Source organism: Xanthobacter autotrophicus (genome assembly GCF_005871085.1).
GTDB lineage: Bacteria > Pseudomonadota > Alphaproteobacteria > Rhizobiales > Xanthobacteraceae > Xanthobacter > Xanthobacter autotrophicus.
This window is the reverse complement of sequence record NZ_VAUP01000022.1, coordinates 244,162-256,462: the sequence shown is the minus strand read 5'-3', so window position 1 is coordinate 256,462 and position 12,301 is coordinate 244,162. Positions and strand designations below refer to the sequence as shown.

Here is a 12,301-nt window from a genome sequence, read left to right as displayed (position 1 = left end):
GTGCGCGTTGTCGTAGTTTGAAAATCTGCTCTGCGACCGGGCGCGCTCTGAACCCTCTGCCGCAGAGAGGGAGTTGGCCGGCGCGGGGGAGAGGGCAGGGTTCACCGGCGGCTCCGCCTCGCACGCATCCCTGCCTTGAGTGCGTCACCTGCGCGCCCTACATCTGGACCATGGCCGACAGCTTCCTTTCCTCCCTTTCGCGCCGCGTCAGCGGCATCCTCCCCAAGACGTGGCGCCGTGACCTGCCGGTGGTGCCGGTGGTGCGGCTCTCCGGCGCCATCGGCATGCAGACGACGCCGTTCGCGCGCTCCCTGTCGCTGGCCGGCACGGCGCAGGCGCTGGACAAGGCCTTCGCCATCAAATCGGCGCCGGCGGTGGCGCTGCTCATCAATTCGCCGGGCGGCTCGCCGGTGCAGTCGCACCTGATCTTCCGGCGCATCCGCGCGCTGGCGGAGGAGAAGGAGAAGCACGTCTTCGCTTTCGTGGAGGATGCGGCGGCCTCCGGCGGCTACATGATCGCCTGTGCGGCGGACGAGATCTTCGCCGATCCCTGCTCCATCGTCGGCTCCATCGGGGTGGTGACGGCGGGCTTCGGCTTCGACAAGGCCATCGAGAAGCTGGGGGTCGAGCGGCGCGTCTTCACCGCCGGCGAGCGCAAGGTGACCCTCGACCCCTTCCGCCCCACGCGACCCGAGGACGTGGAGCGGCTCGACGTGCTCCTGAAGGAACTCCACACCGTGTTCGTGGACCTCGTGCGGTCGCGGCGCGGCGACGCCCTGCCGGCCGACGACGAGACCTTGTTCTCCGGCGAGTTCTGGCTCGGCACCCAGGCGGCGGGCCTTGGCCTCGTCGACGGGCTGGGCGACGTGCGCTCCATCCTGAAGGCGCGCTATGGCGAGGATGTGCGCATGCCGCTGGTGCAGGGCGCCTCCAGCTTCCTGCTGCGCCGGCCGGGCGGCTTTGGCGCCGCGCTGGCCGGCACCCTCGCCGCGCAGGCGGCGGATGGTGCCATGGCGGCGGTGGAGGAGCGCGCCTTGTGGTCGCGGCTCGGCCTGTGATCGACGAAAAACGCCCTGCGGCAGCCCTTCGGGGATGCCGCGATGGCGCCGGATGAGGCAGATTTCGCACCTGCCCTTTTCTTGCCCTTTCCCCCCTTCGCAGCTGGGGTTAAATCCGTTTCCATGACCATTCTCGAGACCAGCCGCGAGACCGGCGCCACGCCCGACGCTCCCGTCGACACCCTGTTCATCGCTGTCGCGCAGCTCAACCCCATCGTGGGCGACGTGGCCGGCAACCTGGACCTTGCCCGCCGCACCAGCGCCGGCGCCCGCGATGCGGGGGCGGACCTCGTGGTCTTCCCCGAGCTGTTCATTGCCGGCTATCCGCCCGAGGACCTGGTGTTGAAGCCGGCGTTCCAGCAGGCCTGCCGCGCCGCCATCGAGACGCTGGCCGCCGAGACCGCGGACGGCCCGGCCCTGCTCATCGGCGCGCCGTGGGTGGAGGAGGGCAGGCTCTACAATTCGGTGCTGCTGCTGGAAGACGGCGGCATCTCCGCCGTCCGCCACAAGGTGGACCTGCCCAATTACGGCGTGTTCGACGAGAAGCGCGTGTTCACCCCCGGCCCGCTGCCGGGGCCGATCCCGTTCAAGGGCGTGCGCCTGGGTGTGCCGGTCTGCGAGGACATCTGGGGCGCGGACGTGGTGGAATGCCTCGCCGAGACCGGCGCAGAACTGCTGATCGTGCCCAACGGCTCGCCCTATCGCCAGAGTGTCTATGCCGAGCGCGAGAACGTGGCGGTGGCCCGCGTGGTGGAGAGCCACCTGCCGCTGCTCTATGTGAACCAGGTGGGCGGGCAGGACGAACTGGTGTTCGACGGCGCCTCCTTCGCCCTCAATCCCGACCGCTTCCTCGCCCTGCAATTTCCCGGCTTCATGGAGAGGGTGCGCATCTCCAAGTGGCAGCGCTTCGAGAACGGCTGGAAGTGCCTCGGCGCCAACCTTGCCGACCGCATCGAGGGCGATGAGGCGGACTATGCCGCCTGCGTGCTGGGCCTGCGCGACTATGTGAACAAGAACCGCTTCCCCGGCGTGGTGCTGGGGCTTTCGGGCGGCATCGACAGCGCAATCTGCGCCGCCATGGCGGTGGATGCTTTGGGCCCGGAGCGGGTCCACTGCATCATGCTGCCCTATCGCTACACCTCGGACGAAAGCCTGACGGATGCGGCCGCCGTGGCGCAGGCGCTCGGCGTGCGCTACGACATCGTGCCCATCGCCACCGGTGTGGAGGGCATGGAGGCCGCGCTCGCGCCCCTGTTCGAGGGCACCCAGCGCGACGTGACGGAGGAAAACCTCCAGTCCCGCGTGCGTGGCGCGCTGCTCATGTCGGTGTCCAACAAGTTCGGCGCCATGGTGGTGACCACCGGCAACAAGTCCGAGATGTCCACCGGCTACGCCACCCTCTATGGCGACATGAACGGCGGCTACAATCCCATCAAGGACCTCTACAAGACCCAGGTGACCCGCCTGTCGCGCCTGCGCAACCGCTGGAAGCCGGCGGAGGCGCTGGGGCCGGACGGCATCGTCATTCCCGACAGCCTCATCGACAAGCCGCCCACCGCCGAACTGCGCGAGAACCAGAAGGATCAGGATTCGCTGCCGCCCTATGCGGTGCTGGACGCCATCCTTGAACGCCTGGTGGAGCGCGAGCATTCGGTGGCGCAGATCATCGCCGAGGGCTTCGATGCCGCCACCGTGACGCGGGTGGAACGGCTTTTGAACATCGCCGAATACAAGCGCCGGCAGGCGGCGCCGGGGGTGAAGGTGACCGGCCGCAACTTCGGCCGCGACCGCCGCTATCCCATCACCAACCGCTTCCGCGAGGGGTGAGGCGATAGGGACACGCCCGTCGGCTCGGTCCGCTGGCGTTTCCATGCTACCGCTGCCTGTAACGGGAAAATCCTTTTTTAAATTGAGCACTTAACGCGGCTCAGCTAGCGTTGTGCCGGACGCCGCGCTACACCCGGTTGCCGCAGGAGGGGCGCGCTGGCTTTGCCGCGCGGAACTCTGGCGCGGCCGCTGCGGAAGTGCCGGCGTGGCAGGGCCGGATCGGCTCGGGCTGGATCGGTCCGGGCGGTGAGTCTGTCTCGATCGGGCGCAAGGGTGCAGCAATGGACGAATGGGCGCTTCTCATTCTGGTGGTTCTCGCCTTTCCGGTGATGACCCTGGTCGCCTTCGTTCTCGTGCTGAAGCACCGGGGCCGCATCCGGCTTCTGGAGGCGCGGGTCGCGGCGCTGGAGGCGCAGGCTTTCGGCCTCGTGGCGGAGGCGCCGGCCGCCGCCGCCCCGCTTCCCAAAGGCCCGATCACGCTGGCGCCCTTCGCGCCCCGGCCGCCGGATGAGGCCGCGCCGCCTGCACCCGCCCACCCGCCGGCCGTGCATGACGTGACGCGGCCGCCCTCGTTCTCGGAGCCGTTGCAGGCTGAGGATGGCGCGCCGTCCGCCGCGCCACGGCCGGGCTTTGACGCCGGCCAGCTCAAGGAGCGCTTCGCCGGGTTCGAGGAGAAGGTGGGCGCGCGCTGGGCGGTTTGGGTGGGCGGCCTCGCCCTCGCGCTGGGCGGGGTGTTCCTGGTGCGCTTCGCCGTGGAGCAGGATCTCATCGGCCCGGCCATGCGGGTGGGGCTCGGCCTGCTGCTGGCGGTCGCGCTGCTGGCGGGTGGCGAAGTGCTGCGCCGCCGCGCCCGTGGGGAAGAGCCGGTCGAGCCGCCCGCCAGCCTTTCGCCGCCCTCATCACCCGGCCTGTTCGCGGGTCTCTTTGCCGGTCTGGGGCGCGTGCCCGACGTGCCGAGCGTGCTCACGGCCGCCGGCACCATGACCGGCTTCGGCAGCATCTACGCCGCCTATGAGCTGTACCACCTCATTCCGCCGCAGGCCGCCTTCCTGCTGCTGGCGGCCTGCGGCGTCGCCACCCTGCTCGCCGCCTTGCTGCACGGCCCGGCGCTGGCGGCACTGGGCTTCATCGGCGCGGCGGTGACGCCTTTCCTCATCACCTCGCAGGACCCCAATGCCTGGGGCGTCGCCCTGCTGATCGCTGCGGTGGCGGCGAGCGCACTCGCCGTGGCGCGGGTGCGGCGCTGGGCGTGGCTGGCGCTCATCGCCATTATCGGCGTGGTGGCGTGGGGCCTCACTTTGGTGGTGTTCGCGGTGCCGCAGGCGGTGAGCGCCTCGGGCGCGCTGGGGCTGGTGCTGCTGGCGCTGACGGCCCTTTTGCTGGCGCCGCGCCTGTTCTGGGGTCCCGATACCGGCCCGCGGCCGGAACCGATCTCCATCCTCGGGGCGGTGGGGGCGCTCGTCGTCACCGCCGTTGCGGCGGTGGACGGGAAGCTGGGCGGGGAGATGGGCGCGCCGGCCCTCGCGGTGTTCGTACTCGCCGCCATCGGCGTTCTGGCGCTGGCGTGGCGGGTGAAGCCCATGACCCTGGCCACGCTGGCGGTGGCGGTGCTCGCTCCGGCGCTCCTCACCCAATGGGTGTTCCCGCCCGAGCCGGGCACGACCATGGCTCCGGCCGGCCCCATGGCCGGCGTGCTGCCCGAGCCGGCGCGGCTGTCGCTGGGTCATTTCATGGTCTACGCCTTCGGCATGGGCGCGCTGATGCTGGGGGCAGGCCTTGCCGGCGCCTGGCGCGGCGGGCGGTTCCTCGTCCTCGTCGGCTGGGCGGTGACGGGCACCCTGGGCCCGGTGCTGATGCTGATCGCGGCTTATGCGCGCCTGACCGAGCTGGACCGCAGCGTGCCGTTCGCGGCGCTGGCGCTGGCCCTCGCCTTCCTGTTCACCCTCGCCGCCGAGCGGCTGTCGCGGGCGACCCGCGCCTATGGCGGCACCATCTTCGCCGCCGGGGCGGTGGTGACGCTCGCCCTCGCGCTCACCTTCGCGCTGGAGAAGGGCTGGCTCACGGTGGGCCTCGCGCTGGCGGCGCTGGGCGTGGCGTGGATCTCCACCCTGCGGCCCCTGCCAGGGCTGCGCGCCTTCTCCGCCGGGCTCGCTCTGGTGGTGCTGGGGCGCATCGTGTGGCTGCCCACCATCGCGGTGGATCCCGGCGCCACCCCCATCTTCAACTGGCTGTTGTGGGGCTATGGCGTGCCGGCCTTCTCCTTCGCCGGCGCCGCCTTCCTGCTGGCGAAAAGCGGCGACGACTGGAGCCGCCGGGTGCACGAGAGCCTGGCGCTGCTGTTCGCGGTGATGCTGGCGGCGACGCAAGTGCGCCACCTCGCCCATGGCGGGGACATCTATGCCAGCGGCACCCGCCTGTTCGAGACCGGGCTGCTCGCCTGCATCTACGGCGCCTATGCGGTGGGCCTCTCGCGCCTCGCCACCATCACCGGGCGCGGCTTCTACCAGCTGTTCGCCGATCTCGTCGCCGCCCTCGCGGCCCTGTGCGCCCTCAACGGCCTCGCGGAGAACAACCCGTTTGTGACCGGGGAGAGCGTCGGCGGGGTGGTGTTCAACGATCTGCTCGTCGCTTTCGCGCTGCCGGCGGCGCTGGCCCTCATCTTCGCCGGAGTGCAGCCGGCGGCGCGTGCCCGGGTGAAGCTGGCGGCGGGTGGGCTCGCCATCGTGCTGGCGCTGGCCTACATCACCTTCCAGGTGAGCCGCCTGTTCCAGGGCGACGTGCTCGATCCCGACCAGATCAGCTCGGCCGAGTGGTACGCCTATTCGGCGGCGTGGCTGGTGTCCGGCATGGTGTTGCTGGGCATCGGCCTGTGGCGCGGATCGCGCACCCTGCGCCTCGCCTCGGCTGCGGTGATGGTGGCGACCGTGCTGAAGGTGTTCCTCTCCGACATGGCGGACCTGGAAGGCGTGCTGCGCGCGGTGTCCTTCATCGGCCTCGGCGTGGTGCTGGTGGCCATGGGCTGGGTCTACCAGCGCCTGCTCGCCCGCGAGAAGGCCGCGCCACGGAAGGACACATCACGCGGGCCGGGGCCCGCCTGAGGCTCAGCCCCGTGGGCCGAACACGATGACCGCCGCTCCGGCGAGGCACAGAACCGCTCCGGCGGCGTCCCAGCGGTCGGGGCGCACGCCCTCCACGCTCCACATCCAGAGCAGCGACGACAGGATATAAATGCCGCCATAGGCCGCGAACGCCCGGCCGGCGGCCTCCGCCTCCACGAAGGTGAGGGCATAGGCGAAGGCGGCAAGGCTCGCGATGCCGCCCATGAGCCACCACGGCGAGCCGCCGAGCCGCACCACATGCCAGAAGGCGAAGCAGCCGGCGATTTCGCCGAGGGCTGCGAGCAGGAAGGCGGGCAGCGTCATCGGGGCAGCATCATGGTGGCGTTCAGCCCTATCGCAGAACGGTGGGCTTCACCCACCAGCCGGGCTCTTGCGCAAGCACGCGTCGTGCCAGCGCGGCGGCGGCGCGGCAGTTGTCGGTGAGGGCGAACACCGTGGCGCCGGAGCCGGACATGCGCACCAGGCGCGCCTCGGGCGTTTCGGCCAGCAGCGCCATGGCCCGGCCGATTTCGGGCGCCAGTGCCAGGGCCGGCGGCTCCAGATCATTGGGCAGGCCGGCGATGAGGGCGCGCAGGGCGACCCCATTCCCCATCGTCATGTCCCGCAGGGCGTCCGGGTGCTCGGGACCGGGGAGCCTCGCGCCGGGCGCAAGGCCCAGCGCCCGGAACACGCCGGCGGTGGGCACGGCGACCCGGCAATTGACCAGCACCGCCGACAACGGCGGCAGGGCGAGCGGGGCGGAGAGGCGGTCACCCACCCCGCGCATCAGCCGCGCCCGTGGATCAAGGCACACCGGAACGTCCGATCCGGTGGCCCGGGCGGCGGCAAACAGGCGCGGATCGTCCGGCGCCAGCCCGTTGAGACCGGCGAGCAGGCGCAGCGCTGCGGCGGCGTCGGACGAGCCGCCCCCCAACCCCGCCGCCACCGGCAGCCGCTTTTCCAGCACGAAGCGGCCGAGCCGCGCGCCGGGCACCCGTTCCGCAAAGGCACGGGCGGCGCGCAGCACCAGATTGTCGTCGTCCGGGCCGGCGGCGGCGGCCGTGGGGCCAGACACCTCCAGCGCCAGGGGCGCATCGGGATGAAGGAAGACGAGGTCGCCGGCGCCGGCAAAGGCCACGAGGCTCGCGAGATCGTGAAAGCCGTCCGCGCGCCGTCCCTCGATGCGCAACGTCAGGTTGATCTTCGCCGGGGCGCGCGCGCGCATCAGTTCCATGGGGCGGGCTTATAGCAGATCGGGCCGGGCCGTCACGCCCGCGCGGGATAGGGTTCTCCCGCACTGCACCACCACCAGGGGGTGTCGCGCCGGTGGTATTACGCGCACGTAACTTGCGGTGTCACAGGAAAGCCGCCATCCTCCCGCCATCTCGCCCCGCTTGGATCCTTCACTAGTATCTCTGGCGCTTAACCGGCAGGGACGGCACTTTCAGGACATACGATCGGTGACGACTGCACGCCCCTTCTTCTCCGTTGCCCTCGCGGCCGGCTTTGCTGCGGTGCTCCATCTCGCGGCGAGCCCGGCCCGCGCCGAAGCGGTGCCCGACGTCGACACCTCGCTCGCCGGCAATTATCTCGCCGCGCGGCTCGCCAGCTCCGAGCGTGATTCGGATGCGGCGGTGACCTACCTGCGCAATCTGATGAAGCTCGATGCGCGCAATGACGAGATCGTCGAGCGCACCTTCTTCGCCATGCTCATGGATGGCGACATCGACGACGCCATGAAGCTCGCCGACCGGATGGTGAAGGCGGACCGCACCCACCGCATCGCCCGCCTGGCCCTGTCCGTGCGCGCCATCAAGAAGGCCCATTATCAGACCGCCCGCACCAACCTCGCCCTGTCGGTGCGCGGCCCCATCGGCGATCTCACCGCCACGCTGCTGGCGGCCTGGACCTTCTACGGCTCCGGCAACACCAAGGGCGCGGTGGAACTCATCGACCGCCTGGAAGGCCCCGACTGGTACGTGCCCCTCAAGGAGCTGCATGCCGGCCTCATCCTGGATGCCGCCGGGCAGAAGAAGGAGGCGGGCAAGCGCCTCGAGCAGGCGATGAAGATCGATCCCGGCTCGCTGCGCGCTATCGATGCCTATGCTCGCTGGGCCTCGCGAAACGAGAGCATCGATGCGGCGCTGGCCGCCTATGCCAGCTTCGACAAGCAGCTTCCGAACCATCCGGTGGTGCTGGCCGCCATCAAGGAACTGAAGGCGGGCAAGACCCTGCCGCCGCTGGTCAAGACCGCGCAGGAGGGCTCCTCCGAGGTGCTCTACGGCCTCGGCTCCACGGTGGGCCGGCAGGGCGGCGAGGACCTCGCCCTTGTCTATCTCCAGCTCGCCATCTGGCTCTATCCCGAGCACCCGTTCGCCAGCCTGACCCTGGCCGACCTGTACGAGCAGCTGAAGCAGCCGGCCAAGGCCATCGAGGTCTATGAGAGCGTGCCGGACACCTCGCCGCTGAAGCGTAATGCCGAGGTTCAGCTGGCGGTCAATCTCGATGCCGCCGACAAGTTCAACGATGCGCGCGCCCATCTGGACAAGATGATCGCCGCTGATCCCAAGGACATCGAGGCCATCGTCGCGCTGGGCAAGATCCAGCAGGCCCGCAAGATGTTCGCCGACTGCGCCGGGACCTATTCCAAGGCCATCGCGCTGATTCCCGAGCCGAAGAAGGGCAATTGGGCGCTGTTCTATTTCCGGGGCATCTGCAACGAGCGCTCGAAGAACTGGCCGGCAGCGGAGGCCGACCTGAAGAAGGCGCTGGAGCTGAACCCGGACCAGCCCCACGTGCTCAATTATCTGGGCTACAGCTGGGTGGACCAGGGCATCAACCTCGACCAGGGCGTGGAGATGATCCGCAAGGCGGCCAAGCTGCGGCCCGACGACGGCCCCATCGTGGACAGCCTGGGCTGGGCCTATTACCGCCTCGGCCGCTACGACGAGGCGGTGGTGGAGCTGGAGCGCGCCATCGAGCTGATGCCCCAGGACCCGGTCATCAACGATCATCTGGGCGACGCCTACTGGAAGGTGGGCCGCAAGCTGGAGGCGGGCTTCCAGTGGGCCCACGCCCGCGACCTGAAGCCCGAGCCGGACGACCTCACCAAGATCGTGCAGAAGATCGACAAGGGCCTCGACGCGGTGGACCAGCCGGCCCCCGTGCGCAAGGCCGAGGAGACCCAGAAGGGCGGCTGAGCCTGAAAGGCGCCGCGCTGCGGACCTCCTTTCCCCCCTGTTCGGGCACAGCTTTTTTGCCGCGCCCGTGCTTCCCTCGCGTGGTGCGACCCGGTAGGGTCGCGCCGCCTGGGGACTGATGCATGCACGAGAGAACCGCCCGCCCGCTCGATCCCTCATCCGACGCCGCCATCGCCGCCAGTGTGACACCCCGGCCCATCGCTGAGGTGGCGGACGACCTGGGGATCCCGGCGGATGCGCTCTACCGCTACGGCCCGCACAAGGCCAAGGTGGCGCTGGATTTCATCGCCGAGATCGAGACGCGGCCGCGCGGCCACCTGGTGCTCGTTACCGCCATCAACCCGACCCCGGCTGGGGAGGGCAAGACCACCACCACCATCGGCCTCGGCGACGCGCTGGCCCGGCTCGGCACCAAGGCCGCCGTGTGCCTGCGCGAGCCCTCCCTCGGCCCGGTGTTCGGCGCCAAGGGCGGCGCCACCGGTGGCGGATGGGCGCAGATCATCCCCATGCAGGACATCAACCTGCACTTCACCGGCGACCTCCACGCCATCACCGCAGCGCATAACCTGTTGTCGGCGCTCATCGACAATCACATCCACTGGGGTAACCGCCTCGACCTTGACGCAAGGCGCATCAGCTGGCGGCGGGTGATGGACCTCAACGACCGGGCGCTGCGCCAGGTCACGGTGGGCCTCGGCGGGCCGGGCAACGGCTTTCCCCGCGAGGACGGCTTCGACATCACGGTCGCCAGCGAGGTCATGGCCATCCTGTGCCTCGCCACCAGCCTCGCCGACCTGGAGGAGCGCCTGTCGCGCATGGTCATCGGCCAGACCCGCGGGCGCCGTCTGGTGAGCGCGGAGGAACTGGGCGGCATCGGCGCCATGGTGGCGCTGCTGCGTGACGCCTTCCAGCCGAACCTGGTCCAGACCATGGAGGGCACCCCCGCCTTCGTCCATGGCGGACCGTTCGCCAACATCGCCCATGGATGTAATTCGGTGATGGCCACCAAGACCGCCCTCGGCCTCGCCGACGTGGTGGTGACCGAGGCCGGTTTCGGTGCCGATCTCGGGGCGGAGAAGTTCTTGGACATCAAATGCCGGCAGGCCGGCCTTGCGCCCTCCGCCGCCGTGGTGGTGGCGACCGTGCGGGCGTTGAAAATGCATGGCGGCGTCTCGCTCAAGGAGCTGGGCACGCCGGACGTGCATGCGGTCACGCGCGGCTGCGCCAACCTGAAGCGACATGTGGAGAACCTGGAGAAGTTCGGCTTGCCGGTGGTGGTGGCATTGAACCATTTCACCTCCGACACGCATGAGGAGACGCAGGCCGTGCGCGCCGCTCTGGCGCCGCTGGGCGTGGGCGTCCATGTCTGCGGTCACTGGGCGAAAGGCGGCGCGGGGGCTGAAGATCTGGCCCGCGAGGTGCTGGAGCTGGTGGCTCGTCCCTCCACCTTCCACACCCTCTATCCCGACCAGCTCCCGCTGGCCCGGAAGATCGAGACCGTCGCCCGCGAGATCTACCGCGCCGTCCGCGTGGACATCGCCCCCGCCGCCGCCCGCAAGCTGCATGAGTATGAAATTGCTGGCTTTGGCGACCTGCCGGTGTGCATGGCGAAGACGCAGTATTCCTTCTCCGCCGATCCGGCGGCGCGCAATGCCCCGGAAGGCCATGTGCTGCCGGTGCGCGAGGTGCGCCTGTCCGCCGGCGCCGGCTTCGTGGTGGCGCTGGCGGGGGACATCATGACCATGCCGGGCCTGCCCTCGGCCCCCGCCGCCGAGCAGATTTTTGTGATGCCGGATGGCTTTATCGCGGGTCTGTCATAACGCCCGCCGCGCGCCTATCTCAACCAAGACCAACGCAACGCGGTGTCACGCCGCCGGGAGAATGACATGCCTGCAGGAGATCTGGAGACCAAGGCCGCCATCGTGGGCTGGGCCCATTCGCCGTTCGGCAAGCTTGAGGATGCCGACACCGAGGCCTTGATGAGCCGCGTCGCCGGCGCCGCCATCGAGCATGCGGGCCTTGCCCCCTCGGATGTGGATTCCATCCATGTGGGTGTGTTCAATGCCGGCTTCCAGAAGCAGGATTTCCAGGGCGCGCTGCCGGCCCTGAGCGTGCCGGAGCTGGCCCATACCCCGGCGGTGCGGGTGGAGAATGCCTGCGCCACCGGATCGGCCGCCATCCATTCGGCGCTGAATTATATCGCCAGCGGGCAGGGCCGCATCGCCCTCGTGGTGGGCGCGGAGAAGATGACGGCCAAGCCCACCGCCGAGGTGGGCGATATCCTGCTCAACGCGTCCTACCGCAAGGAAGAAGCTGACATCGACGGCGGCTTCGCCGGCGTGTTCGGCCGCATCGCGCAGCATTATTTCCAGCGCTACGGCGACCGCTCCGAGGAGCTGGCGCGCATCGCTGCCAAGAACCACAAGAACGGCGTTTCCAATCCCTACGCCCAGATGCGCAAGGATTTCGGCTTCGAGTTCTGCAACACCATCTCCGAGAAGAACCCCTATGTGGCCGGCCCCCTGCGCCGCACCGACTGCTCGCTGGTGTCGGACGGCGCCGCGGCGCTGGTGATCGCCTCGCCCGACGTGGCGCAGACCCTGCAACGCGCCGTCGCCTTCCGCGCCCGCGCCCATGCCAACGACATCCTGCCCTTGTCGCGGCGCGATCCCATCGCCTTCGAAGGCGCCCGTCGCGCCTGGGTGAAGGCGCTGGAGCAGGGCGGTATCAGCCTCGACGACCTCGATCTGGTGGAGACCCACGACTGCTTCACCATCGCCGAACTGCTCGAATATGAGGCCATGGGCCTCGCCAAGCCCGGCGAAGGCTACAAGGTGGTGCGCGAGGGCATCACCGAGAAGACCGGCAAGCTGCCGGTGAACGCCTCGGGCGGGCTGAAGTCCAAGGGCCATCCCATCGGCGCCACCGGCGTGTCCATGCATGTGCTCTGCGCCATGCAGCTCATGGGCGAGGCCGGCGACATGCAGATCGCCGACGCCAAGATGGCCGGCATCTTCAACATGGGCGGCGCCGCCGTGGCCAACTACGTCTCCGTTCTCGAACGGGTGAAGTGAGGGCAGGGGGCCCGTGGCCCCTTCTCCCGCCTCGGGCGGCTTCG

Annotated in this window: 8 protein-coding genes; 6 read left to right on the top strand and 2 right to left on the bottom strand. The window is 69.8% G+C overall.

Translation table 11 applies throughout. The features are described 5' to 3' along the window. The first annotated feature begins 170 nt into the window (after nt 1-170). The 3 genes from FBQ73_RS10055 to FBQ73_RS10045 all read left to right on the top strand — a co-directional run bounded on the left by FBQ73_RS10055 (nt 171) and on the right by FBQ73_RS10045 (nt 5,983). Nucleotides 171-1,058 (top strand): S49 family peptidase, encoded by an 888-nt coding sequence (locus tag FBQ73_RS10055; protein ID WP_138399344.1) that lies wholly within the window; start codon nt 171-173, stop codon nt 1,056-1,058. A 123-nt stretch (nt 1,059-1,181) separates the two neighbouring features. Beyond that, nucleotides 1,182-2,885: an NAD+ synthase gene (locus FBQ73_RS10050; protein ID WP_138399343.1), complete on the top strand. Its 1,704-nt coding sequence runs from the start codon at nt 1,182-1,184 to the stop codon at nt 2,883-2,885. A 281-nt stretch (nt 2,886-3,166) separates the two neighbouring features. Next, complete coding sequence (locus FBQ73_RS10045) at nt 3,167-5,983, top strand: DUF2339 domain-containing protein (protein WP_138399342.1); 2,817 nt, start codon at nt 3,167-3,169, stop codon at nt 5,981-5,983. A 3-nt stretch (nt 5,984-5,986) separates the two neighbouring features. Here the strand turns inward: FBQ73_RS10045 and FBQ73_RS10040 are convergent, their stop codons facing one another. After that, nucleotides 5,987-6,307, bottom strand: a complete 321-nt coding sequence (locus FBQ73_RS10040; protein ID WP_138399341.1) for a YnfA family protein — start codon at nt 6,305-6,307, stop codon at nt 5,987-5,989. A gap of 28 nt (nt 6,308-6,335) precedes the next feature. Next, entirely contained in the window at nt 6,336-7,217 is an 882-nt protein-coding gene (locus FBQ73_RS10035; protein ID WP_138399340.1) for a 4-(cytidine 5'-diphospho)-2-C-methyl-D-erythritol kinase, read from the bottom strand. 226 nt (nt 7,218-7,443) lie between these two features. Here FBQ73_RS10035 and FBQ73_RS10030 point away from each other — a divergent pair, with 226 nt between their 5' ends. The 3 genes from FBQ73_RS10030 to FBQ73_RS10020 all read left to right on the top strand — a co-directional run bounded on the left by FBQ73_RS10030 (nt 7,444) and on the right by FBQ73_RS10020 (nt 12,257). Further along, on the top strand, nt 7,444-9,183 hold the full coding sequence (locus FBQ73_RS10030; protein WP_138399339.1) for a tetratricopeptide repeat protein: 1,740 nt from the start codon (nt 7,444-7,446) through the stop codon (nt 9,181-9,183). A 122-nt stretch (nt 9,184-9,305) separates the two neighbouring features. Continuing rightward, nucleotides 9,306-11,003, top strand: a complete 1,698-nt coding sequence (locus tag FBQ73_RS10025) for a formate--tetrahydrofolate ligase (RefSeq protein WP_138399338.1) — start codon at nt 9,306-9,308, stop codon at nt 11,001-11,003. Between the two features lie 66 nt (nt 11,004-11,069). Further along, nucleotides 11,070-12,257, top strand: a complete 1,188-nt coding sequence (locus FBQ73_RS10020; protein WP_138399337.1) for an acetyl-CoA acetyltransferase — start codon at nt 11,070-11,072, stop codon at nt 12,255-12,257. The last annotated feature ends 44 nt before the right edge of the window (nt 12,258-12,301 follow it).